Source organism: Williamsia sp. R60 (genome assembly GCF_054063855.1).
This window is the reverse complement of record NZ_JBSSGR010000003.1, coordinates 645,473-670,052: the sequence shown is the minus strand read 5'-3', so window position 1 is coordinate 670,052 and position 24,580 is coordinate 645,473. Positions and strand designations below refer to the sequence as shown.

The 24,580-nt window shown below is 64.2% G+C and carries 24 protein-coding genes and 2 tRNA genes; 14 read left to right on the top strand and 12 right to left on the bottom strand.

Annotation, left to right across the window (positions count from 1 at the left end):
- Nucleotides 1-25: 25 nt before the first annotated feature.
- The 5 genes from ACVWY6_RS16530 (at nt 26) to ACVWY6_RS16510 (ending at nt 3,615) form a co-directional block, all read left to right on the top strand.
- A complete protein-coding gene (locus ACVWY6_RS16530; protein WP_457539475.1) occupies nt 26-811 on the top strand; it encodes a GAF domain-containing protein in 786 nt (261 codons plus the stop codon).
- A gap of 73 nt (nt 812-884) precedes the next feature.
- Entirely contained in the window at nt 885-1,616 is a 732-nt protein-coding gene (locus tag ACVWY6_RS16525; protein ID WP_457539473.1) for a GAF and ANTAR domain-containing protein, read from the top strand.
- A 58-nt stretch (nt 1,617-1,674) separates the two neighbouring features.
- Entirely contained in the window at nt 1,675-2,292 is a 618-nt protein-coding gene (locus tag ACVWY6_RS16520) for a hypothetical protein (RefSeq protein WP_023959058.1), read from the top strand.
- Nucleotides 2,293-2,752: 460 nt separating this feature from the next.
- Nucleotides 2,753-3,004, top strand: coding sequence for a DUF4190 domain-containing protein (locus tag ACVWY6_RS16515; protein WP_051406550.1), 252 nt, complete (start codon nt 2,753-2,755; stop codon nt 3,002-3,004).
- A gap of 65 nt (nt 3,005-3,069) precedes the next feature.
- Nucleotides 3,070-3,615 carry a DUF1707 SHOCT-like domain-containing protein gene (locus ACVWY6_RS16510; protein WP_457539470.1) on the top strand — a complete coding sequence of 182 codons (546 nt, stop codon included), beginning with the start codon at nt 3,070-3,072 and terminating at the stop codon, nt 3,613-3,615.
- A gap of 30 nt (nt 3,616-3,645) precedes the next feature.
- On the opposite strand, the gene ACVWY6_RS16505 is transcribed toward ACVWY6_RS16510, so the two are convergent.
- From ACVWY6_RS16505 to dnaA, 12 genes are all read right to left on the bottom strand, one after another.
- On the bottom strand, nt 3,646-4,572 hold the full coding sequence (locus ACVWY6_RS16505; RefSeq protein ID WP_457539469.1) for an LLM class F420-dependent oxidoreductase: 927 nt from the start codon (nt 4,570-4,572) through the stop codon (nt 3,646-3,648).
- Between the two features lie 82 nt (nt 4,573-4,654).
- Nucleotides 4,655-4,727, bottom strand: a tRNA-Ala gene (locus ACVWY6_RS16500).
- Nucleotides 4,728-4,737: 10 nt separating this feature from the next.
- Nucleotides 4,738-4,866: a hypothetical protein gene (locus tag ACVWY6_RS16495; protein WP_023959051.1), complete on the bottom strand. Its 129-nt coding sequence runs from the start codon at nt 4,864-4,866 to the stop codon at nt 4,738-4,740.
- 49 nt (nt 4,867-4,915) lie between these two features.
- Nucleotides 4,916-4,989, bottom strand: a tRNA-Ile gene (locus ACVWY6_RS16490).
- 65 nt (nt 4,990-5,054) lie between these two features.
- Nucleotides 5,055-6,104 (bottom strand): DUF3566 domain-containing protein, encoded by a 1,050-nt coding sequence (locus tag ACVWY6_RS16485; protein ID WP_457539467.1) that lies wholly within the window; start codon nt 6,102-6,104, stop codon nt 5,055-5,057.
- Between the two features lie 23 nt (nt 6,105-6,127).
- On the bottom strand, nt 6,128-8,635 hold the full coding sequence (gene gyrA / locus ACVWY6_RS16480; protein WP_023954152.1) for a DNA gyrase subunit A: 2,508 nt from the start codon (nt 8,633-8,635) through the stop codon (nt 6,128-6,130).
- Between the two features lie 48 nt (nt 8,636-8,683).
- A complete protein-coding gene (gene gyrB, locus ACVWY6_RS16475; protein ID WP_457540185.1) occupies nt 8,684-10,798 on the bottom strand; it encodes a DNA topoisomerase (ATP-hydrolyzing) subunit B in 2,115 nt (704 codons plus the stop codon).
- Nucleotides 10,799-11,099: 301 nt separating this feature from the next.
- Nucleotides 11,100-11,687, bottom strand: a complete 588-nt coding sequence (locus ACVWY6_RS16470; protein ID WP_023954148.1) for a DUF721 family protein — start codon at nt 11,685-11,687, stop codon at nt 11,100-11,102.
- Nucleotides 11,687-12,859 (bottom strand): DNA replication/repair protein RecF, encoded by a 1,173-nt coding sequence (gene recF / locus ACVWY6_RS16465; protein ID WP_457539465.1) that lies wholly within the window; start codon nt 12,857-12,859, stop codon nt 11,687-11,689. Before recF ends, ACVWY6_RS16470 begins: the two co-directional genes overlap by 1 nt.
- A gap of 20 nt (nt 12,860-12,879) precedes the next feature.
- Entirely contained in the window at nt 12,880-13,776 is an 897-nt protein-coding gene (gene gnd / locus ACVWY6_RS16460; RefSeq protein ID WP_116916346.1) for a phosphogluconate dehydrogenase (NAD(+)-dependent, decarboxylating), read from the bottom strand.
- 184 nt (nt 13,777-13,960) lie between these two features.
- A complete protein-coding gene (dnaN, locus tag ACVWY6_RS16455) occupies nt 13,961-15,130 on the bottom strand; it encodes a DNA polymerase III subunit beta (protein ID WP_457539463.1) in 1,170 nt (389 codons plus the stop codon).
- Nucleotides 15,131-15,851: 721 nt separating this feature from the next.
- Nucleotides 15,852-17,486 (bottom strand): chromosomal replication initiator protein DnaA, encoded by a 1,635-nt coding sequence (gene dnaA, locus ACVWY6_RS16450; protein WP_116916462.1) that lies wholly within the window; start codon nt 17,484-17,486, stop codon nt 15,852-15,854.
- Between the two features lie 433 nt (nt 17,487-17,919).
- Between dnaA and rpmH the strand changes: the two genes are divergently transcribed.
- From rpmH to ACVWY6_RS16405, 9 genes are all read left to right on the top strand, one after another.
- Nucleotides 17,920-18,063 carry a 50S ribosomal protein L34 gene (gene rpmH / locus ACVWY6_RS16445; RefSeq protein ID WP_081729590.1) on the top strand — a complete coding sequence of 48 codons (144 nt, stop codon included), beginning with the start codon at nt 17,920-17,922 and terminating at the stop codon, nt 18,061-18,063.
- Nucleotides 18,064-18,105: 42 nt separating this feature from the next.
- Nucleotides 18,106-18,474, top strand: coding sequence for a ribonuclease P protein component (gene rnpA / locus ACVWY6_RS16440; RefSeq protein ID WP_341476862.1), 369 nt, complete (start codon nt 18,106-18,108; stop codon nt 18,472-18,474).
- 41 nt (nt 18,475-18,515) lie between these two features.
- Nucleotides 18,516-18,833 carry a membrane protein insertion efficiency factor YidD gene (gene yidD / locus ACVWY6_RS16435; RefSeq protein ID WP_400722463.1) on the top strand — a complete coding sequence of 106 codons (318 nt, stop codon included), beginning with the start codon at nt 18,516-18,518 and terminating at the stop codon, nt 18,831-18,833.
- A gap of 4 nt (nt 18,834-18,837) precedes the next feature.
- Nucleotides 18,838-20,070: a membrane protein insertase YidC gene (gene yidC, locus ACVWY6_RS16430; protein ID WP_457539459.1), complete on the top strand. Its 1,233-nt coding sequence runs from the start codon at nt 18,838-18,840 to the stop codon at nt 20,068-20,070.
- A 47-nt stretch (nt 20,071-20,117) separates the two neighbouring features.
- A complete protein-coding gene (locus tag ACVWY6_RS16425; protein ID WP_457539457.1) occupies nt 20,118-20,717 on the top strand; it encodes a Jag family protein in 600 nt (199 codons plus the stop codon).
- A 245-nt stretch (nt 20,718-20,962) separates the two neighbouring features.
- Complete coding sequence (gene rsmG, locus ACVWY6_RS16420; RefSeq protein ID WP_457540184.1) at nt 20,963-21,529, top strand: 16S rRNA (guanine(527)-N(7))-methyltransferase RsmG; 567 nt, start codon at nt 20,963-20,965, stop codon at nt 21,527-21,529.
- An 11-nt stretch (nt 21,530-21,540) separates the two neighbouring features.
- A complete protein-coding gene (locus ACVWY6_RS16415) occupies nt 21,541-22,542 on the top strand; it encodes a ParA family protein (RefSeq protein ID WP_081906721.1) in 1,002 nt (333 codons plus the stop codon).
- A gap of 20 nt (nt 22,543-22,562) precedes the next feature.
- The gene (locus ACVWY6_RS16410; protein ID WP_051406305.1) at nt 22,563-23,627 is read left to right on the top strand and encodes a ParB/RepB/Spo0J family partition protein; all 1,065 of its coding nucleotides are present in this window, start codon (nt 22,563-22,565) and stop codon (nt 23,625-23,627) included.
- 220 nt (nt 23,628-23,847) lie between these two features.
- Nucleotides 23,848-24,579: a hypothetical protein gene (locus tag ACVWY6_RS16405; protein ID WP_457539456.1), complete on the top strand. Its 732-nt coding sequence runs from the start codon at nt 23,848-23,850 to the stop codon at nt 24,577-24,579.
- The last annotated feature ends 1 nt before the right edge of the window (nt 24,580 follow it).

Here is a 24,580-nt window from a genome sequence, read left to right as displayed (position 1 = left end):
CCCCGAAGATGCGCCGGGCTGACCGATGAGCGATGCGCTGAACCGGGTCGCCATCGCCGATGTGACCGGAACCCTGACAACCGACTTCGATCTGCCGACCCTGCTGCAGACCGTGGTCACCCATGCGCGCGAGGGTTTCGACGCATTCTCTGCCGTGATCGTGCTGCGCGATGACCGCCGGTCCACTGCGGGAGATGACCTCCACATCGTCGCCGAGGCCTGCCACGCCGGGATCGGGGCGGATCTCGAACTCAACACCACCGGCCCGGCTCTGAGCAGTGCGCGTGACGGCGCGCTCACTCTCGTCACCGATCTCTCCACCGCCGACGACACCCGGTGGCCGGAGTATCAGAAGCGGGCGATCTCGGCAGGGCTCCGCGGCATTCGTGCGTATCCCATCAAAGCGCTGTCCGCCCCGGTCGGCGCCTTGGTCATCCACACCGAGCAGCCCTGGAACGAATCCGGCCAACCGAGTGAGTTCGGGCAGATCTTGGCCAATCTCGTCGCGATCGCTCTGAGCACGGGTATCCGGGGAGCCCAACACACCGGTGTGTCCGATTCCGTCGACACGGTTCTCGAGGGCACCACCGTTGTCGCCACCGCGATCGGCATCCTCGCCGAGTACAAACGCCTCGAGATCGTCGAAGCCCGGCACCAACTGACCCGGCTTGCCCGCGCCCACGGCGCCACCGTCACAGCTCACGCCCGGGCGGTTGTCGCGGCACAGAACAGCTCTCCGTCCGATCCCGGTGCAACCGGCGTTTTCGCCCCTCCGACCGAGCCAGCGGCACCTCGCCGAATCGACACATGAAGCTGGCGGCTCGATGCGACATCTGCTTCGACGTGAGCCGGGTGTCGGATCTGTGCCGGGGAGGAATCACGCGATGAGGGACATCGACAGCGATCTGCGAACGGTGACCGAGCTACTCGCAGAAGAGATTCGGACCCGTCTGCCCGACAGCATCGAGTCCGTTCTCCACGGCCTCACCAACAGCGCGGTACGTCATGTTCCCGGTGCCGACCACGCCGGCATCACCGTCGTCACCAAGCGTAAGAAGGTCACCTCTACAGCCGCGACCTCGCGTGCTGCCGAACGGTTCGAGCAGGTGCAGGGCGAATTGTGCGAAGGTCCGTGCGTCGACGCAGCTCGCGACGTGCACACCATCCGGATAGACGATCTGCACGGGGACGGGCGCTGGCCTGCCTTCGCAGCTGCCGCGCTGGAGGCGGAAACACCGATCCGGTCGTCGATGTCGTTCCGGCTGTACACCGATCGCGAGGCGTCGGGCGCTCTGAACCTCTACGCAGACAAGGCATTCGCCTTCACCGGTCGTTCCGAGGACATCGGTCTGCTGCACGCCGGCCACGCCGCCGTAGCCCTGTATGCCACTCGCCGGCACGCGGAGTTCGAGAATGCGCTCGCATCGCGCGACCTCATCGGCCAGGCGAAGGGCATGATCATGGAACGGTACGACCTCGACGCCGTGCAGGCATTCGATCTGCTCAAAAAGCTGTCGCAGGAATCGAATACGCGTCTGGTGGACGTGTGCCGCCGACTGGTCGGCCGAGACCGTCCCGCGGTCGGTCTCCGGGCTTCCCACCGGGTGAACCCCTGACCCCGCTGCGCGCACTAGGGTGGTCAAGAGTCCGAGCTGGTTTCACCGAGGAGGTTTCATGAGCAAACTCGAATCCGAACTGAAAGCGGTCCGTCAACGTGCCGCTGCCCGCAGCGCCGGGCAGCGGGTGAAGCTCGGCGGTCGGCAGACCCTGGCCGGGTTGTCGAACCTCACCCGTGGGTCCGCCGGGTTGAGCGTCGCCGGCGCGCGCAAGTCGCTGCTCGGTGCGTCCGCTGCCACCCGAGGGGCCGGCAATGTCGCACTCGCCGGCGCCAAGAAGGTCGCGGCCCAGGCGCGTTCGAAGGAGTCCGAGCTCGCCGCCGAGGCTCGCGAACTCACCGCTGCGTACCGCGACCGGGCCGCCGACGTGCTCCCTGTGACGGTCAGCAACCCCACCGTCGTCGACGCCCTCGAACGCGCCGGGCTCGTCGATGTACTCCCCAACCAGCTGGTGACCACGAGGTCGCCTTCTCGTCGTCGCCTCAGGATCGCCCTGATCGTGGCAGCGCTGGTGGGTGCAGGTGCGGCCGCCTTCGCGATCAGTCGTCGCACGCGTCCGCAACCGCCATCGGTGGCCGCTGCTCCCCCGCGTCTGGCCGACGTGCCGGTTGTCGAGACCGAAGCCGAGTCCGTCGACCCCGCCGGTCAATCCACCAACGGGCAATCCGCCAATTGAAGTTGGTGCGACAGTTGAGGTCGCTGCGGCAGGTACGGTGTGACGGGTGAGTGTTGAGAACGGCGAGGGCAACCGACGCCGCCATGGCGAGCCCATCCCGGCATGGCAACCGCGCACCGGGCCTGCCGAAGGCCCACCGCCGGGTTACCGGCCCGGCCCCCCTCAGGCTCCGGCCCCGCAAGGTGGCCTTCCGCCCGAGCCGGGTCGTGGTTATGCCCCACGGCCTGGTCCCAGCGGACCTCCGCCTTTCAATCCCGGCCCGGTCGACCGCCCACGAGAAGATCCTCGGCGACGTCAGCCGCCTCCCTCCTCTCCGGCACCACTGAGCGGCCCTGCGGCTGGTCTCGGTGCCTCACCCGCGCCGTTGAGCAGTGCCTATTCGCAGACGTCTGATCCGGCAGAAACCCGTTATGACGGTCCGCAGGGCGACCACCCAGCAGATCAGGAGTCCGGAGCCGAGATGAGTCCTGCGCCCGCGTCGCGAACCAACAAGACCAATGTCACCGCCATCGTCGCGTTGATCTTGTCGGTGCTGGGGGTCACCTCGTTGATCGGGATCGTCTGCGGCCACGTTGCGCGGTCACAGATCCGGCGGACCGGCGAGCAAGGTATGCCGTTCGCGGTCGCCGCCCTGTGGGTCGGTTATCTCTATCTGGCAGCGGGCATCTTGGTTCTCGCCGGTTATCTGTACATCGTCGGCCAAGGCAACTGAGCCACTCCACCACGGAGCCTTCCAACCACAGAGCACGGACCGCCGGCGCGTGATCGAATTGCTGCATGGACGATGACAAGACCCGCGACATCCGGATCGGCAACGATGAGCGGGGTCGCGCCCTCGACGCACTCGGTGAGCATTTCACCAGTGGTCGACTCGACCACACCGAGTACGAAGAACGCGTTCAGCTGGCCGCGGCCGCGCACACCCGCTCCGAGCTCGACAAGCTCTTCGGCGATCTACCTGAACCCACCCCGTTCGGCTCAGGATCGTCCGCGCCTGCCCTTGCCCGTAGTTCTTCCCCTGCCCAGGCACCTCGCAACAACAGTGTCCAGCGCGCGCCGGGCAAGAAGCTGATCCAGACCCTCAACCTGTTCGCCGGTGGGGGCACCCTGCTGCTCTTTCTTCTGCTGCAGGTGGTGTTCGGCGTGCCCAATGCCTGGCTGGTGTTCATCGTCTTCCCGCTTGTCCTCGGCGGGATCCGCATCTGGTCCGGCCAAACTGGTGGTGACGACGTGGATTACGACGACACCGGACACCTCGATCTAGCCGAACTCCGGCGCCGGCGTGAGATCGAATCACGCCGACGTCGGGACTTCGGCTACTAGCGACGCTCACACGGTCAAAGCGCTGCGAGATCAGAGTTGCGGGATCACCGTCTCGGCGATGAACTCGACGTGCTCGAGGTCGGACATGTCGAGCACCTGTAAGTAGATCCTTGTGGCGCCGATCGCCGCGTAGGTGCCGATCTTGTCCACGATCTCGTCCGGTGATCCCGCCAGACCATCTCGGCGCAGATCGTCGAGCCCGCGCCCGATGTTGTCGGCTCGGCGGTTCAGCTCGGCGTCGGAACGTCCGGCGCACACCACCAGCGCCGCTGAGTACGTCAGGTCGTCGGTCGGGCGGCCCCGGTCGGTACAGGCGGCCCGGACTCGTCCGAACGCCGCCTCGACGTCCTCGACGGGTGCAAACGGCACGTTGAACTCCGCGGCGTACTGCGCCGCCAGTGCTGCTGAGCGCTTCTTCCCGGCACCACCGATGACGATCGGTGGTGCGGGCGACTGAACGGGCTTGGGCAGTGCCGGAGAGTCGGTCACGGTGTAGTGATCTCCCGAATACGAGAACTTCTCCCCGACCGGTGTGGTCCACAATCCGGAGATGACGGCGAGCTGCTCGGTGAGTCGGTCGAACCGTTCGCGAAGATCCGGGAACGGAATCGCGTAGGCCTCGTGTTCGGCGGCATACCAACCGGCGCCGAGCCCGAAGTCCACGCGACCGCCCGACATCTGATCCACCTGGGCGACGGTGACCGCGAGCGGGCCCGGATGGCGGAACGTTGCCGAGGACACGAGCGTGCCCAGGCGGATGGTGCTGGTCTCGCGGGCGAGCCCGGCCAGGGTGGTCCACGCATCGGTCGGGCCCGGTAGACCCTCGACGTTCATGGCCAGGTAGTGGTCGGAACGGAAGAACGCCCCGAATCCGCCTGCCTCCGCGGTTCTCGCGACTGCAAGCTGGTCGTCGTAGGTTGCACCTTGCTGGGGTTCGACAAATATTCGCAAATCCATACAGCCACTCTTACGGGCTTTGATCGCGTTCGCCACCTCGGGGGCCTGACAGCCGGATCAGGGTGGTGCAGTTCGTACTTTGTGGAGCCTAGGAGATTCGAACTCCTGACATCTGCCTTGCAAAGGCAGCGCTCTACCAACTGAGCTAAGGCCCCGTTTGCCGGATCAACCGGCTGTCAGATCTCTCTGACCTTCGGGTAGACCATGCCACACCTCGATGTTGCGCCGAGATTCCGTGAGCAGGCCCGCGACGACGAGTGCGACTGCGGCGATCGCTACTGCAACTGCCTTCATCCGCTCATTCCCTTGGGTGGTGGTCCCTTGGTTCGATTCGTCGTCACAGTGGGCCTAGGAGGACTTGAACCTCCGACCTCTTCGTTATCAGCGAAGCGCTCTAACCGCCTGAGCTATAGGCCCGTGAACCGAAGTCAGAGATTACCCGACTGCGTGCCCCCGCGACAAAACGGCTGGTCAAAAGCCCCTCAGTCGCGGTCGGCGAGGGTTACCTCCACACCACCCACGAGGTCGGACGACAGGTTGTAGATGAACGATCCGACGGTGGCCAGAGCGGTGAACAGCACGACGTTGACCGCACCGATCAGAGCCGCGATACCGAACACACCTCCGGCGCTGATCTCGAACGAGGATTCCGCGGTGGTGTCACTGGACACCAGCGTGCCGAAGGAGTTGTTCAGCTGGTCCCAGACGCCCATGCCGTCGAGGATGAGATACAGCACACCCACCGCGATCATCCAGATGAAGAACGAGGCGACAGACAGGACCGCAGACACCTTGAACGCCGACCAGGGGTCGATCCGACGGATCTGGACAGCAGCGCGCAACGCACCCATGGCACTCGGTGAAGGCATCGCCTCGAACGAGCGATTGGCCGGCTGCGAGGCCTCCGGATGATGGATGGCATCGAGGTCGGGCAGATCTTCCTGAGGAAGGTCGCGCCGGTCGATGTTGCGGGTCGGGCCGTCGATCGGCTTCGACAGCGAAGACCTACTGGTCGAGTCGGTCTCCGAGCCCGGCAACTTGGGCGCTGCGGTGCCGGTGATCACCGGGCGCTTGGCCGTCGGTGCCGGAGCACCCGGACCGGGCTGCCGACCCGGAGGTGGGCCGGCAGGACCCCGGCCCGACCCCTGCTGCGGTGGCTGCTGGGGCGGCTGCTTGATCTGCGGCTGTGGACCGGTTGCCGATGCCGACGGCTGCCCGGGGCCGGTGGGCTGCCCCTGGCCGCCTTGCGAGCCGGCACGCTGCCAAGGAGGCACGCCACCGGGACCGGTCCCGTTGCCGGGAGGCCGACCCTGGGCCGGGGCCTGACCCTGACCGGCGTCCGGCCGCGGCGCCTGATCCTGCACTGACACCGAAGGACGTGCGCCGTTGGCCGAGGAGTTCGCCGCGGCGGAGGCCGTCGTGTCCTGCTCACCACCGCTGCCCGACGATCCCTGCGGACCTTTCGGCGGCCCACTGGTGCGGTTCGGTTCGCCCGCGACCTTGGGTTCGTTGGGCTCGTCAGTTGTGCTCATGCGTTCCTTTGCGTTCGCCTCAGCTACTTCTTGCCGGCCGGCCCGTTCTGCGTGTCAGCCGGTTCATCCGGCTCGTCGGCATTGCGGGCAATAGCCAAGAGCGTAGTTCCTTCGCCCAGGTTCATCAGGCGGACGCCCTTGGTTTGGCGTCCGGCCTTGCGAACCTGCCGCGCACCGGTGCGGATGACGCCGCCCCCGGAGGTGATCGCATAGAGCTCACTGTCGTCGTCGACGATCACTGCGCCCACCAACGCGCCGCGGCGTTTGTCGTACTGGATCGTCAGGACGCCCTTGCCGCCGCGACCCTGCACGGGGTAATCGCTCATCGCGGTGCGCTTGGCGTAGCCACCCGATGTCGCGACCAACAGGTAGGTGTCCTCGCGGACCACATTCAGCGACAACAACTGGTCATCGTCGTTGAATCGCATGCCCTGGACACCAGAGGTCTGCCGCCCCATCGGACGCAACACGTCGTCGGTGGCCGAGAAGCGGATCGACTGTCCCTTCGTCGACACGAGCAGCAGGTCGTCGTCGGCGCTGCACAACTGTGCGCCCACCAACTCGTCCTCACCGCGCAGGTTGATCGCGAAGATGCCGCCGGAGCGATTGGAGTCGAAGTCCACCAAACGCGACTTCTTCACCAGTCCGTTGAGGGTCGCGAGCACCAGGTAGGGCGCATCCTCGTAACTCTTGATCTGGATGACCTGGGCGATGCGCTCCTCGGGCTGGAATGCCAGCAGGTTGGCGACGTGCTGGCCACGGGCGGTGCGGTTGGCCTCCGGCAGTTCGTACGCCTTCGCCCGGTATACCCGGCCCTTGGTGGTGAAGAACAGGATCCAGTCGTGGGTGGAGCACACGAAGAAGTGCCGGACGATGTCGTCCTGCTTGAGACCGGCACCCTGCACACCTTTACCGCCGCGCTTCTGGCTGCGGTAGAGATCGGTCTTCGTCCTCTTGGCATAGCCGGTTTCGGTGATGGTGACCACCACGTCTTCGCGGGCGATGAGGTCCTCGTCGGACACATCCCCGTCTGCCGCAATGATTTTCGTGCGTCGCTCGTCGGCGAACTTCTCGACGATCTCGGCCAGCTCGTCGCGCACGATGGCGCGCTGGCGCTCCGGCTTGGCGAGGATGTCCTTGTAGTCGGCGATCTCGATCTCGATCTCCGCCAACTCGTCGACGATCTTCTGTCGTTCCAGAGCCGCGAGCCTGCGCAGCTGCATCGCCAGGATGGCGTCGGCCTGGATCTCGTCGACGTCGAGCAGCTCGATCAAACCGGTACGCGCCAGGTCGACGGTCTGGGACCGGCGGATCAGCGCGATGACCTCGTCAAGCGCGTCAAGGGCTTTGACCAGACCGCGCAGGATGTGGGCCCGCTCTTCGGCCTTACGCAGCCGGTAGCGGGTGCGCCGGATGATGACGTCGATCTGATGCTCGACATACAGGCGGATCATCTTGTCCAGGCGCAACGTTCGCGGAACACCGTCCACGATCGAGAGCATGTTCACGCCGAAACTGGTCTGCAGCTGGCTGTGCTTGTAGAGGTTGTTCAGCACCACCTTGGCCACGGCGTCGCGACGCAGGGTGACCACGATCTGCATGCCGACACGGTCCGACGACTCGTCGTCGATCCTGCTGATGCCCTTGAGTTTTCCCTCGTTCACCTGTTCGGCGATCGACAGGATCATGTTGTCGGGGTTCACCTGGTACGGCAGCTCGGTGATGACGAGGGTGGTGGCACCCTTGTTCTCCTCGATCCGCACCACGCCTCGCATACGGATGCTGCCCCGGCCGGTGGTGTACGCGTCGCGGATGCCCTGGCCGCCGACAATCAGTCCGGCGGTTGGGAAGTCGGGTCCCTTGATGCGTTCCATGCAGGCCTCGAGGGTGCTCTCCTCGTCGGCCTCGTAGTTGTCGAGCGCCCAGAAGATGGCATCGGCCACCTCACCGAGGTTGTGCGGCGGGATGTTGGTGGCCATACCCACCGCGATGCCGCTCGACCCGTTGATCAACAGGTTCGGTACACGTGAGGGCAGGACCGTCGGTTCCTGGGTCTTGCCGTCGTAGTTGGGAGTGAAATCGACTGTCTCCTCGCCGATGTCACGCAACATCTCCATGGCGAGCGGCGTCAACCGGGCCTCGGTGTACCGCATCGCGGCCGCGCCGTCGTTGCCGCGGGAACCGAAGTTGCCCTGGCCGTCGACCAGCGGATATCGCATCGACCACGGCTGCGCCAATCGCACCAGCGCGTCGTAGATCGCGGTGTCGCCGTGCGGGTGGTAGTTACCCATGGTCTCGGCGACCGGCTTGGCCGACTTGACGTAACTGCGGTCGGGCCGGAACCCGGCGTCGTTCATCGCGTAGAGCAGTCGGCGGTGCACCGGCTTGAGTCCGTCTCGGACCTCGGGCAGCGCGCGGCCGACGATGACGCTCATCGCGTAATCGATGTAGCTGCGCTGCATCTCCTGCTGGATGTCTACCGGCTCGACGCGGTCTCCGGCGCCACTGTCCGGTGGCAAGGTGTCGGTCATCAGTTCACTTTCGTCGTGTCAGGTCGAAGCAGATGGAAGCGGAGTCCGTCAGACGTCCAGGAAGCGAACGTCTTTGGCGTTGCGGGCGATGAAGCTCCGCCGGGCCACCACGTCCTCCCCCATCAGCACACTGAACAGTTCGTCGGCGGCGGCGGCATCATCGAGCGTCACCTGACGCAGGACACGCACCGAGGGGTCCATCGTGGTCTCCCACAACTCCTTGGCATTCATCTCGCCGAGACCCTTGTACCGCTGGATGCCGTCGTCCTTGTTGATCTTCTTGCCGGCCTGGGCGCCGGCCTCGAGCAGACCATCGCGCTCACGGTCGGAGTACGCGAACTCCGGCGGTGCACCCTTCTGCCACTTGAGCTTGTACAGCGGCGGCTGAGCGAGGTACACGTGACCGTGCTCCACCAGTGGTCGCATGAAACGGAACAGCAACGTCATCAACAAGGTCGAGATGTGTTGTCCGTCAACGTCCGCGTCGGCCATCAGCACGATTTTGTGGTACCGCAGTTTGCTGATGTCGAACTCGTCGTGGATACCGGTACCGAAGGCGGTGATGATCGACTGCACCTCGGTGTTCTTGAGAACACGGTCGATACGGGCCTTTTCGACGTTGATGATCTTTCCGCGGATCGGCAGGATCGCCTGGTACATCGAGTCGCGTCCCGACTTGGCGCTGCCGCCGGCCGAGTCGCCCTCCACGATGTAGACCTCGCACTTGCTCGGGTCCTTGCTGCGGCAGTCCGCGAGCTTGCCCGGCAACCCACCGATGTCGTTGGCGCTCTTGCGGCGCACCAACTCTCGCGCTTTGCGCGCGGCCAGCCGGGCGTTCGCCGACTCCACTGCCTTGCGGATGATGATCTTCGCCTCGGCAGGGTTGGACTCGAACCAGTGCGCCAGGTTCTCGTTGCTCACCTTCTGCACAAAGCTCTTGACCTCGGTGTTGCCGAGTTTGGTCTTGGTCTGACCCTCGAACTGCGGGTCGGCGACCTTGACCGAGATGACAGCGGCCAGGCCCTCACGGATGTCTTCGCCGGTGAGCTTGTCGCCCTTGTCTTTCACCAGCTTCTTCTCGGTGGCGTACTTGTTGACGGTCGCCGTCAGCGCGGAACGGAAACCTTCCTCATGGGTGCCACCCTCGTGCGTGTTGATGGTGTTGGCGAAGGTGTGCACCGACTCGGCGTATCCGCTGTTCCACTGCATGGCCACCTCGAGTTCGTGGCCTGTGCCCTTGGCCGTGAAGCTGAGCACGGAGTTGTGGATGGCGGTCTTGCGGTTGTTCAGGTGACGGACGAAGTCCTCGAGACCACCCGGGTAGTGGTAGATCCGGGTACGGCTCTTCTTCTTCGAGTTCTCCGGCTTGCCCTCGGCGTCGACGACGGCTTCGTCGGCGAGCTCGGTGTTGGCGGCTTCCTCGGCCAGTTCGTCTTCGGACTTGGGTGCCTCTGCCACGTCGACGTCGTCTGCGTCGCCGACCTCGATGGTCGCCGGCCGCTCATCGGTGAGGGTGATGGTCAGGCCTTTGTTGAGAAAGGCCATTTCCTGCAGGCGGCGCGCGATGGTGTCGAAGTCGTAGGTGGTGGTCTCGAAGATCTTCTCGTCGGCCCAGTATCTGACGGTTGTGCCGGTCTTCTTGGTGGGCGCACCCTTCTTGAGAGGCCCCGGAACTGCATTGGTGTAGGTCTGCTCCCACGAGAAGCCGGCGTGGTTGATCTCCAGCTCGACCGTCTTCGACAGCGCGTTGACCACGGAGATGCCGACGCCGTGCAGACCACCGGACACCGCATACGAGTCGGAGTCGAACTTTCCGCCTGCGTGCAGCTGTGTCATGACAACCTCGACGGTCGGGATGCCCGTCTTGTGCATACCGGTCGGGATCCCGCGGCCGTCGTCGACCACCTGCACCGCGCCATCGGCGCGAAGGGTGACGTCGACCCGCGAGGCGTAGCCCGCCATGGCCTCATCGACCGAGTTGTCGACGACCTCCCAGATCAGATGGTGCAGGCCGCGCGCACCGGTGGAACCGATGTACATACCGGGACGCTTGCGAACCGCCTCGAGGCCTTCGAGGATGCTGATCGAATCCGCACCGTAGTCGCTGCCCTTTTTCTTGGCCGGGGCCTTCTTGGTCGGTTCCGGCTGTTCCGGCTGTTCCAAATTCTGGGGTTCGGTGCTGTCGGCCACGAGTGCGTCCGCTCCTTACATCGCCATTGAGTCACACCACGCGGTATGCGCCCGGCAGCCATCGCTGTTCTGCTCCCGGGGTTCCCATGCGGCGGTCTACCCCGGTTCGGGGCAACTCTCTACATACTACTGGGTAAGGCGACAAGGAATGGCCCTGCAACACCCCTGACTTGTCCTCAGACGGATTTTCTCGGATGAGACCTAGTCCGACCGACACAGCGGGTACGTCGTCCACGTTCTGACGGGATTCGTGGCCGGTTCGCCAAATCCGTGTCTAGCCGTAGGTGTCGCGGGGTCCTCGGCCACGGACGTGACGTTCGCCTTTGCGCCAGGACGGGCTCTGCGGGCCGGTGATCCGAAGGCTCGTGACAACCCCGTGGCCGGCCGAGGCCGCGATCTTGGCAAGGATCTGGCTCTGGATCAGCCGCAGTTGGGTGGCCCAAGCAGTCGACTCGGCCGTGACGTGTAAAACCTTGTCGCGCAATGCTTTGGGCTGCGCGTGCGCCGCGATCTCGGCACCGACGATCCGGTCCCAGGCACCGAATACGGTGCCTTCACTGAGCTTGGCGTTCCATCCGCGACGGCCTGCCAGACCCCCGGCGACACGACCGAGAGGTTGCGGGTCGTAGGGGTCGGGGTGGGCACCGGTCCACGATCTACGGGTGGTTTTGCGCGGTGCAGCTGTCCGTCTGCCAGGAGACGCACGGCCCTGACCGACGGATTTACCGGCCGCGCGAGCAGCGGCCCGGGCGTCTTCGAGTGCTTTGCGCGCCATGTCGTAGCCGCTGCCCTCGGACCTGCCGCCGCCTCCGGACTCGTTTCCTGTACCCGGCTCTTGCCCCTTGCTGGGTTCCTCGGTCATCACCCGACCACCAATTCCGACGTTCGAACGCCTGCCGACTCGATGATATTCACCGCGACGGTCCTGCCGCCGATCTGAGAGGGGATGTCGTCGGCGACCGCCGCGGTGATGAGGACCTGCTCGGCCCCGGCCGCGACGTCGGCGAGTTTCTCGCGGCGCTTGGCATCGAGTTCGGCGAACACGTCATCGAGCATCAGTACCGGTTCGACGCCGTCGGCACGCACCAACTCGACAGAGCCCAGACGCAATGACAGGGCCATCGACCACGACTCGCCGTGACTGGCGAAACCCTTCGCCGGTTCGGTGCCGAGCAAGAGATCGACGTCGTCTCGGTGAGGCCCGACCAGCGTCACACCGCGGTCTATCTCTTTCTGACGCAGCGCCGCGAGGTCGCTGAGCAGGGCCGCTTCGATGTAGTCCACATCGGCCTTCTCCCCATGCGCCGGAATCACATCGATCGACGCCGACGATCGGTAACGCATGTTCGCCGGCCGAGAATGCGGCGCGATCGTCGAATATGCCTGTGCCACATGGGGTTCCAGTTCTTTCACCAAATCGATCCGTGCGGCGCTCACCTGGGCGCCGTAGGCGGCGAGCTGGGCGTCCCACACGTCCAAGGTGCTGATCACCGACTCGGCGTCGCTGCCACCCCTACGTAGGGCGGCCGCCGCCGTCTTGAGCAGTGCGGCCCGCTGACGCAACACCCGGTCGTAGTCGGACTTGGCCGCGGCCCACCGAGGGCCACGCATGGCGACCAGTTCATCGACGAACCGACGTCGTTCCCCCGGATCTCCGCGCACCAGCGACAGGTCTTCGGGCGCGAACATCACCGCGCGCAGGATCCCCAGCACATCGCGTGGCCTGCGGCACGGGGCACCGTTGATGGCGGCCTTGTTGCTGCGAGCTCCGCCGATCACCAGATCCACCGTCAGTTCGCGGCCGTCGTTCTCCACCGTCGCGGTGACCCGGGCCTGGTCTGCCCCGGTACGGATCAGTGGCTGATCAGTACTCACCCGGTGCGACCGCAAGCCGGCGACATAGTAGAGCGCCTCGAGCAGGTTGGTCTTGCCGAATCCGTTTCTCCCCACGAAAAGTGTTGTGCCCGGGCTGAGTTCGATGGAGACCTCATCCCAGGAACGGAAATCGCGCAGCGACAGATTGCGGACGTACACCTGCTCAGATCAACTCCCGGTCAGTCGCCCGACGACTTCGGAACCACCGAGTGTCCGCCGAACTGGTTGCGCAATGCCGACACGGCCTTGAGAGCGGGCGAGCCGCCTTCCTGGCGTGAGGCGAAGCGTGCAAAGAGGGCCGCGGAGATGACGTTGGCGGGTACCGAATGCCTGATGGCTTCTTCGACCGTCCACCGGCCCTCGCCGGAATCGGTGGTGTAGTCGGAGATCTCGGCCAGGCCGGGATCTTCTTGCAGTGCCTTGACCAGCAGTTCGAGGAGCCACGATCGCACGACGGTGCCGTTTGTCCAGGCCCGCAGGGTGCCGGTGACGTCTTCGATGAGGGGTTCGGCGTCGAGGATCTCGTAGCCCTCGCCGTAGGCGTGCATCAGTCCGTATTCGATGCCGTTGTGCACCATCTTGGCGTAGTGGCCGGCGCCGACCTGTCCGGCGTGGACAAATCCGTCGGCCCGCTCACCGGGCGGGCGTAGCGCGTCGAAGATCGGCATGGCGCGTTCGACGTCCTCTTTGGCGCCGCCGCACATCAGGCCGTATCCGTTCTCCAAGCCCCAGATACCGCCGGACACTCCGCAGTCGACGTAACGAATTCCCTTGGTGCTCAACAGCTCTGCGTTGATCGCGTCATCGGTGTACTTGGAGTTGCCGCCATCGATGACAAGATCGCCGGGCGATAGGATGTCCGAGAGCGTCCGGACGGTGGACCGCGTGGGTTCACCAGAGGGCACCATCACCCAGATGATCCTCGGGGCGTCGAGCGCGGAGGCGAGTTCGGCAAGCGATGCGACATCGGTGACCTCTGGGCGTGGGTCGTATCCGATGACCTCGATTCCGGCGTTCTTGACCCGGGTCCGCATGAACCCGCCCATCTTTCCCAATCCCACCAAACCCAGCTGCATGGTCTCACCAGTCCTTTGCCAGTCACGGTCCTCGCGGTCAGATGGCCGCGAATCGATTCGAGTCGGATCAACGCTCGGGCAACCTGCGTCAGTCGCTGGTCACCGCACTCATTCTCGGTCAGTGTGGCTCGGTGCGCTGACCTTTCCGGCCGACCTGGTCATCTGGCGCGGTGTCGTCGGCAGATCAGCCCGGCAGTCGAACCGGCATCAGCAGGTAGGTGTACTCGCTGTTGGGTGCGGCGTACGCGCCGTTCTCGTCGGTGACCGGCTCGGTGTCGGCACCCGGCCGCAACACAGCCGGCCTCGACGGTGTGGTGAACCCGAAGTCGACGGTGGACGAATGCAGCGACGTGAGCCCGTCGAGCAGATAACCCGGGTTGAACGCGATGGTCAGTGGGTCGCCGTAGAACTTCACATCCAGCTGTTCCTCGGCGCGACCTGCATCGTCGCCGCCGGCGGTGAGCAGCACGGTGTCCTCACCGAACTCGAGCCGCACCTGCGCACCGCGCTCGGCGACCAGGGCCACACGCTTGATGGCCTCGGTCAGCGGTGCGATCTCGATGTTGGCCACCGATGTGTGGGTGGGGGGCAGCAGCTGACGGAACTTCGGGAACTCCGCATCGAGCAGGCGGGTGGTGGTGCGACGGCCAGATCCCAGGATGCCGAGCAGACCGTCCGCACCGATGCTCCCGCCCGATCCAAAGGCCAGGCCGACGGCCGAGGTTCCGTCGGATCCGGCTGTGCGAGCCGCTTCGGCGAGTGTCTTCGCCGGGACCAGCACAGCGGACGTGGTGCCCGCGACTTCCGGTTTCCAGGTGAGTTCGCGAACTGCCAGCCGGAAACGGTCGGTCGCGGCGAGCACCACGGTCTCGTTGTCGATCTCCAGGCGGATACCGGTGAGCATCGGCAAGGTGTCGTCGCGGCCGGCGGCCACCGCAACCTGGGTGATCGCCTCGGCGAAGACATCGGCCGGGATGGACCCGGTGTTGTCGGGCACCTCGGGAAGCTGCGGGTAGTCCTCCACCGGCATCGTCGGCAACGAGAACTTCGCGCTACCGCAGACGATCGCGACGCGGGTCCCGTCGAGTTGCACATCGACGGGCTTGGCAGGGAGGGCGCGCGTGATGTCGGCCAACAACTTGCCCGACACCAGGACCTGACCTTCGTCGGCGACCTCGGCTGAGACGTTCACCTGTGCCGAGACCTCGAAGTCGAAACCCGAGACGGACAGTCCGGTGTCGGTCACGGTCAGCAACACACCGCCGAGGACCGGAACCGGTGGGCGGCTGGGCAGGCTGCGTGCAACCCACGCGACCGAATCTGCGAACTCGTCGCGAGTCACCCGAAACTTCATCGTCTTCAGTTTCCTTCTGGTTGATCGTTCCACTGCGCAAGAGGTCGCCGGCGGGCGGTGAACTCCTCCGAGCGCAGGCGTTCAGGGTCTCCACTCTAAAGCGGATGACAAGTATTCGGTGCCGATGGGGTGCGCTCGCCCCGACGTCCCCGGAGGTCTTGTGAGACCTGTGGACGAGGGTTGTGCACACACCTTCTTTTAAAGAGTCTTGTTAAGAGAGAAATTCTTCTTAGTAATAGGTCCTGTGAAATCTGTGGATGACAGGTCTTGTTGGCTGGTGGCCGGTCTGTGGGCCTGGGGGCAAAACGTTGGCCGATGTCGCGTGAAGTTGAAGTACATGTGAACACAACCCGGCGCCGCGGGAACGGTCCACTGTCTATCCACAGATTTCGGTAGTTATCCACGGGCTTGTACACAGGCAGATCGAGTCGCGCAGATCACCAGGGAATGGGATGACAAGTCTGAAAAGTCTGCGGGAGTGGTCGAGAGTTGTCGTTTTCGGCGGGGATACCGGGTGGGATGTGGTTGCCCGAGGCATGGTCTCCGGGGGTCCGCGGCGTCGGCGTGGAGGCGGGTATCAGCGACGCATTGTGATCCAGGAGGGTGAGTCAAGACGCAGGTGTCAGCCAGGACGCAGCACCGGGCCACGCAGAAGCGCTCTGGGCGCACGGCAGAAGAACGGCGCCCGGGAGAAGAACAGAAGGGTGTGCGACGGCAGGCGTCAGCGGCGTGAACGCTGTTTGATCCTGGCGGTGAGTTCCTGCACCTGGTCGTACACGCGCCGACGCTCGGTCATCTCTTTGCGAATCTTTTTGTCCGCGTACATCACCGTGGTGTGATCTCGGTCGAATGTCTCGCCGATCTTCGGCAGCGACAGGTCGGTGAGTTCGCGACAGAGATACATCGCGATCTGCCGTGCCTGGGCGATCGAGCGGGTCTTGCCGGGCCCACGCAGCTCTTCGATGCTGATGTCGAAGTACTCGGCATTGACCGCGAGGATGGTCGCCGCGGTGATCTCCAGGCTGGCCGAATCGGGCAACAGCGCTTGCAGCACCACATCGGCCAGGGCGGTGTCGAGTTCTGAGTGGTTGAGCGACGCGAAAGCGGTGACGCGGATCAGCGCACCTTCGAGTTCGCGGATGTTGCGCTCGATCTTCGACGCGATGAGCTCGAGGACGTCGTCGGGCACGCGGATGTCGTCCATCTGCGCTTTCTTGCGCAGGATGGCGATGCGGGTTTCCAGCTCGGGTGGCTGGACGTCTGTGATGAGACCCCACTCGAACCGGGTTCGTAGCCGATCTTCAAGTGTTGCAAGCTGTTTCGGAGGCCGATCGGACGACACCACGATCTGCTTGTTCGCGTTGTGCAGGGTGTTGAAGGTGTGGAAGAACTCTTCCTGGATGCCTTCTTTGCCCTCGAGGAACTGGATGTCGTCGACGAGCAACACGTCCATGTCACGGTAGCGGCGCTTGAACGCCACTCGCCTGTCGTCGCGAAGGGAGTTGATGAAGTCGTTGGTGAACTCTTCGGTCGACACGTACTTCACCCGCATGCCCGGGAACAGCCGCTGTGCGTAGTGGCCCGCTGCGTGGAGCAGGTGGGTTTTTCCGAGGCCGGATTCTCCCCAGATGAACAGCGGGTTGTAGGCCCGGGCAGGTGCCTCGGAGATGGCAACGGCCGCAGCGTGCGCAAAGCGGTTCGAGGCACCGATGACAAACGTCTCGAAGGTGTACTTGGAGTTCAGACTGGAGTCGCCGCTGGAATTGCCCGACGTGCTGCTCCGCGACGAGTCGACGTGGCGCCTCGAACCGGAGTCGGTGTTGAAGTAACTCGGCCAGTCTCCACCGGCGCCCCCGTTGATGTCGCGGTCGCGGTCGGCGAAGGTCTCCGGCGGCGGCGATGCCATCGAATGGACGTTGCGGGAATCCCCGTCGAGCCGTGGTCCGGCGTCGATGCGGGAGTCCCCGTTCATCCGGGGGCCACCCCCGATGTCGTCTATGCGGTGAGGCCGGCCATTTGCCGCGACCGACTCGGGCTCGGTGGGAGGATCGGGCTCGTAGGCGTCGGCTGCGATCGGATCGATGCGCACCGCGAGATCCACCGAATGGCCGAGGTGACGACTGAGGGCGGAAACGATCGGTTCCCGTAAACCGCGTTCGATCTGTTCCTGGACCCGGGGGGTCGGCACGGTGAGGAGCGCGAAGCCTTCGGCGAGTGTCAGCGGGCGGACGAGCGAGAGCCACGCCTTCTGCTGTTTGGAGAGGGGGTAGCTACCGGGAGATGTGTCGTCGTTGAGTTCGGTGACCACCTTGCGCCAGATCACACTGAACGAATCGTGATCCGAATCGGCTGGCATGGTCATCCCTCTTTGTGGTTCGTCACCAATTGTCCACACCGTTATCCACAGGTGTGGAGGAACAGCGAGACACAGCGAACCCCAGAAAGGGTTGTCGCGATTCCGCCCCGGGTGGATAGCTTGGGTGAAGTTAACAGAGATTGGCCGGGGCTCACAACTGATCACCACATGTTGCAGGTAAAGGCAAGAATCTGGCCGATCGAGGCGTGTCGTCCGCCGATACCGCAGGTCGCGGCACGCTTCGTGGTACGGAGGCGGTTTGACCGGCCGTTGGCGAGTCAGTAGTCTCGAACGGTCGCCGAACGTCGATTCCGGCTGAGGTGAACCACTCGCGAGTGGTTCGGGAGCCGAAGCATCGGGGTAGCGACCAGACCACCTATTAACAAGCTGGGCTCAATCATGGACGCGAGCCCGTCACACGAGGAGTTTCACCGTGGCCAAGGGCAAGCGGACCTTTCAGCCGAACAACCGTCGTCGTGCGCGCGTGCACGGATTCCGGTTGCGTATGCGTACCCGTGCGGGTCGCGCGATCGTCAACACCCGTCGTCGCAAGGGACGCTCGAGCCTGACGGCCTGAGCCGACACGGTACCGCAGCCCGCGCAGCCGGCCGCAACACACGTGTTGGCCCCACCTAACCGGATCACCCGGCGATCGGACTTCACCCGCACTCTGAAAAATGGGGTGCGGGTTGGTCGGCGTGATGTGGTCGCGCACGTGCTCGTACCCGAGTCTCCTGACTTCGTCACCCACGGTGGTCCACGGATCGGTTTGATCGTCGGCAAGTCGGTGGGCAATTCGGTGGTTCGTCATGCGGTTGCCCGGCGGCTTCGTGCAGCTGCACGTCCTCTGGTGGATCGATGCGACCCGAGCACGATGGTGGTCGTGCGTGCGCTACCCGGTAGCGCCACGTGCCCCGAACCGGAACTGGAACGACAGCTCACGGCGGCCGTTGCCAAAGCCGAGCGTCGTCTCGAATCGACCGTGTGATGTCTCAGTCGGTGTCGTCCGATCAGGAAGTCCGCTCAGGTATGAGCGTGCGGACCTGGCCGCGACGCGCCGTCATCTTCTTGATCGAGCTGTACCGCACGTGGATCTCCCCCATGCGGATGCCGACGTGCCGGTTCGAGCCCTCCTGCAGTACGTATGCGGTTGAGGCGCTCACCGAGTACGGGGTGCTGTACGGCGGCTGGCTGTCGGTGGTCCGGCTGCTCAAATGCGGTCCCTGGCACAAGCCGGGTTACGACCCGATTCCCGAGCGGCGCGGCCACATGTCGTCGCCGACGGAACCCAAGCCTGATGAACCCTCGGCCTGTGAGCCGGAATCTGCTGTAACAGTGAGGAACTGACGACGTGCTCGATTTCATCTATTGGCCGGTCTCGGCGATCATGTGGGTGTGGTACTGGCTGTTCAGCCATGTTCTCCCCGACTCCCCCGGCGGCTCCGGCATCGCCTGGGCCCTGTCGGTTGTCTTCCTTGTCTTCACCTTGCGCGCGATCCTCTACAAGCCGTTTGTGAAGCAGATCCGCACCACGCGGAAGATGCAAGAGATCCAGCCGCAGATGCAGGCGATCCGCAAGAAGTACGGCAAAGACCGGGTCAAGATGACCGAGGAGATGCAAAAACTCCAGAAGGAGCACGGGTTCAATCCGCTGCTCGGATGTCTGCCGATGTTGGCGCAGATCCCGGTGTTCATCGGTCTGTTCCACGTGCTGCGTTCGTTCAACCGGATGGGCACGGGCTTCGGCCAGCTGGGCATGACGGCCGAGGAGACACGGTCGTACGGCAACTACATCTTCAACGTCGACCAGGTTCAGAACTTCCTCGACGCTCGGTTGTTCGGTGTGCCGCTCTCGTCCTACATCATTCAGCCCACCTCGGAATGGGTGGCGTTCAGCGCTGACGGGTCCATCGACTTCACCCGTCTGAACATCATCATCTTGGTGATTCCACTGGTGATCATCTCCTCCATTGCGACGCACATGAACTCTCGTGCGTCCGTCGCCCGCCAGAGCGCGGCGGCGATGGAGAACCCGCAGACGCGCATCATGAACAACCTCGCGCTGTATGTCTTCCCGCTGGGCATCCTGGTGTCGGGCGCATTCTTCCCGGTCGCCATCCTTCTGTACTGGGTGTCGAACAACTTGTGGACCTACGTTCAGCAGCACGTTGTGTTCGGCAACATCGAGAAGGAAGAGGAAGCCGAAAAGGCTGCCAAGCTCGAGAAGCGGTCGAACAACGCACCCAAGCCCGGTGCGAAGCCGGCAGTGTCGTCCAAGCCGAAGCCCGGTGCGAAGCCGGCAGGCAAGTCGAAGACCGACGCCGCAGGCGGCAAAGACGCAGCCGTGAACATGTCGAAGGGCGCGTCGACTGACGATGAGGTGGACCTGTCGAAGACCTCGTCCAACGGTGCGACCGCTTCGGGTGCGGACAAGACCAACAGCGGTTCACCCAAGGGCGGTACTCCGAAGGTCGGCGGCTCCCCTGGATCAAACGGTGCAAAGAAGCCGGCGTCCGGACGGCCGGCCTCAGGGCCAGGCGGTCAACGCGGTGGCAACCAACAACGTCGTAAAAAGAGGCGCTGACCCATGAGCGGTCGGTTCCCGAAAGAGTGCAAAGCGAGGGTAGTTCGATGAGTGCAGAGACGAAGGACGTTGCTGTCGACGATCTGGTCGATCAGCCGGCGTCCGAGGACCATGTGTCCGAGGAGCCCGTGTCGGAAGAGTCGGTGTCCGATGAAGACACCACCAGAGATCCAGACATGACCGACGAAGAGCGTTTGGTCGAAGAGGGCGAGATCGCGGGCGACTACCTCGAGCAGTTGCTTGATGTTCTCGACTTCGATGGCGACATCGATCTCGACGTAGACGGTGACCGTGCAGTGGTGAGCATCGACGGCGGAGCGGATCTGGTGAAGCTCGTCGGAAAGAACGGCGAGATTCTCGACGCGTTGCAGGAGTTGACCCGCCTGGCGGTGCAGCGCACCACGGGCGACCGGAGCCGCCTCATGCTTGATGTCGCACGGTGGCGGGCTGATCGTCGGGAGCGGCTGGCCCGGCTCGGTGGTGAAGTCGCTGAGCGCGTGCTGGAGACCGGCGAGCGCGAGACGCTCGATCCGATGTCTCCGTTCGAGCGCAAGATCGTTCACGACGCGGTCGCCGCTGTCAGTGGCGTCTACTCCGAGAGCGAAGGGGCTGAACCCAATCGTCGGGTTGTTGTCCTGAAGTCCTGATCGAAACCTAGAAAGTGGGCCCCCGGCGGATTCGCCGGGGGCCCACTGCTTTCTCCGGTCTGAATTACACCGATGTCGTTTGGCCGGTGTGTAGGTGGCGCGAGAGGATGTGTGAGGAAGTTGTTTCACGTGAAACGGAGGCGCGGGTGACCGCAGAATTTTCTGCCGAGAACGGCGAGCAGTTGCAGCGAGCGGCAGCAACGGTGTTCGGCGACCAACTGGGTAAGGCAGAGGCCTACTGGGACATGCTGGCTAACGCCGGGGTTGAACGTGGACTGATCGGGCCTCGCGAGGTCGATCGTCTCTGGGTGCGCCACATTCTGAACTGCGCTGTGGTTGCACAGCTGATCGCCGATGGGGAGACAGTGGTCGACATCGGCAGTGGCGCGGGTCTGCCCGGCATCGCTATTGCGATTGCCAAACCGTCGCTTCGAGTGACCCTCGTAGAACCGCTGCTGCGCCGGTCCACATTCCTCGACGAGGTTGTTGAAGCACTGGAACTGGACGTGAAGGTTGTGCGCGGACGGGCCGAAGAGAAGTCGGTACGCAAGGTGGTGGGCGATTCCGACGTGGCGACATCGCGCGCCGTCGCCCCGCTGGATCGTCTCGGGAAGTGGAGCACTCCCCTGCTCCGTCCAGGCGGCCGACTCTTGGCTGTGAAGGGATCCTCCGCTGCCGACGAAATCGCAACCCACCAAGGCACCCTGAACCGCATCGGTCTCGCCAGACTCCGGGTCGAAGTGTGCGGGACCGGACTACTCCCGACCCCCACGACAGTCGTCTCTGGCGCGCGGGTTGGTGGTCGTCGGTGACAGAGCGCAGAATGTTCAGCAGGCGTAGCCGAAGGAGCCCAAGCGTGTCCAACGAATCGCACGTTTCACGTGAAACAGTTTCACGTGAAACCAGCGCGTACGAGACCACATCTACTTTCCGCAAGGAGTCCCCGCTGGACACCCCGATTGCGGCTGCTGCTGAACGAGCCAGCCGCGTATTGACCCCCGGAGGCTCGGGTGCACTCCCCCGGCCCAAGCACACCCGGATCATCACGATCGCCAATCAAAAGGGCGGAGTGGGCAAGACGACCACCGCCGTGAACATGGCGGCGGCACTGGCGGTTCATCAGCTTCGCGTCCTCGTGATCGACCTTGACCCTCAAGGCAACGCGAGTACAGCCCTCGGCGTCGACCACCGGTCGGGGATCCCGTCCGTGTACGAACTCCTGATCGGTGAAGTGAGTTTTGCCGACACGATCGTCCAGAGCTCGTCGAACGAGCGGCTGTTCTGTGTGCCGGCGACACTGGATCTGGCCGGCGCCGAGATCGAACTGGTGTCGATGGTCGCGCGCGAGAACCGGCTGCGGAACGCACTCGATCAAGAAACTCTCGACCGGTACGACTTCGACTTCGTGCTGATCGACTGCCCGCCGTCGTTGGGACTGCTGACCATCAACGCGATGGTTGCGGCGCGAGAAGTGATGATCCCGATTCAGTGTGAGTACTACGCCCTCGAGGGTGTGAGCCAGCTGTTGTCGAACATCAATCTTGTCCAGGCGCACCTCAATCCGAACCTCCACGTGTCCACCGTGGTGCTGACGATGTACGACGGCCGCACGAAGCTGGCCGACCAGGTCGCCGAGAGCGTGCGTGAGCATTTCGGTGACCGTGTGCTCAACACGGTCATTCCACGCAGCGTCAAGGTCTCTGAAGCGCCGGGCTACGGCACCACGATCATCGAGTACGACCCGGGTTCACGTGGAGCCATGAGCTATTTGGATGCGGGCCGCGAGTTGGCGTTGCGGTCAGATCGAGAAGAGGAGAACCGGTAGTGTCCGAGTCAGATCAGGCCATCGGCCCTTCGAAAACTCCGGCCAAGACCGCGGGCGGCAAGCCAAAGGCACCACAGCGCAAGGGCGGCCTCGGTCGAGGACTGGCGGCACTCATCCCGACCGGGCCCACCGAGGGCCCCCGGATGGGTTCCGCGGCGTCCGACGCCGTGTTCGGTCCGGCGAAGGAATCCACCATTTCTTCGGAATCCGCCACCTCTCCGGTGCCCACTCCCCCGACCGTGACGGATCCACGTGGTGTGGATGACACGGTGGGGGCCATCTACCGCGAGATCCCGCCGGCTCTGATTCAGCCGAACCCGCAACAGCCGCGTACGGCGTTCGACGAAGAAGCGCTCGCCGAACTGGTGCACTCGATCCGCGAATTCGGGTTGATGCAGCCCATCGTCGTACGTCGTCTGGCGGAACCAGATGGCGGTGCCGAGTACCAACTCGTCATGGGCGAGCGCCGCTGGCGAGCGAGTCAGGAAGCCGGACTCGAGACGATTCCCGCGATCGTTCGCGAGACCGCCGATGGCGACATGTTGCGCGACGCGCTCCTGGAGAACATCCACCGGGTCCAGCTCAACCCGTTGGAAGAAGCGGCCGCGTACCAGCAGCTGCTCGAGGAGTTCGGGGTGACCCACGAGGAGCTGGCAACTCGTCTCGGTCGGTCGCGGCCTGTGGTCACGAACATGATCCGTCTGCTGCGGCTGCCGATTCCCGTGCAACGACGTGTTGCAGCCGGCGTTCTGTCGGCCGGACACGCACGTGCGCTACTCGCCCTCGAAGCGGATTCAGCCGCACAGGAAGCACTCGCCGCACGAATCGTGGCCGAAGGTATGTCGGTGCGAGCCACCGAAGAAGCGGTGCATCTTGCCAACCGAGGCGATGGACCCGCTGCTCCAGCTCAACAGAAACGCAAACCGATGCAGATGCCCGGTCTCCAAGACGTCGCCGAGCGCCTGTCTGACAAGTTGGATACGCGCGTGACGGTCGCGATGGGCAAGCGCAAAGGCAAGATCACTGTCGAATTCGGGTCCGTCGGCGACCTCGAACGACTCGTGGAGATCATCGCGCAAAGATGAGTTTTGAGCCGCGAATTTCCGAGTACCCCAGTATCGGGATGAAACGTCACTGTGACGTAGTCCCGTCACGGGGTGCTCGGAGAACGTGGAACACGCTGTTGCACATGGTCTTTCGGAATCTGGGCGGCTCATCTCAATCGATCACCGATCATCACTTAAACTGGAAAGCGTTCAGGGCAGAATTCGTTCCAATTGAGTGTGTTCAGGAGGCGGCGGGGCCGTGTCGGTAACGATAACGCCGCTCACCATGGACGGGTTCGAGTCACTGTCCACGCACACTCGTCGGTGTGTCTTCTGGGAGATGGACCCAGAGCTCATTCCCGCGAATCCAGGCGGCGGAGAGTTCGACAGCGAGTTCGACAAAGAAGCCTGGGTGTCGATGATGCTCCTCGAGTGGGGCACGTGCGGTCAACTCGCGATCAACACCCATACCGGCAAAGTGGTCGGGGCGGCCTTCTACGGTCCCCCACGCAGCGTGCCGCGTTCGTTGATGTTCCCCACTTCCCCGGTGTCGGCTGACGCAGTGATCCTGACCTCGCTCTGGGTCGACCCGGGCTTTGATGGCGCGGCCGACGAATTGGCCACCGCCGTTGTCGGCGATCTCACCCGTCGTGGCGTCCGGGCAATCGAGTCGTTCGGAATCGTTCGGTCGGCGCACACCACATCGGTGGAGGAACCCGATCAGGAATCGATCTGTCCGCATTGCATGATCGACGCGCACTTCCTCAAAGGGGCAGGGTTCGACGTGGTGTCGGCTCATCACCGGTACCCGCGACTGCGTTTGGAACTCGATGACGATCTCGGCTGGAAAGCCGGCGTGGAGAGCGCGCTCGAGAAGCTTGTCGTGATGGCAGCCATCGACGTTGCGGGTCGCGAGCGGACGGCAGTGCCAGTCGGCCAGAAGACCTGGGTCGGCCAGAAGACCCGACTGCGACGGCGGGCCGGGCAGTAGA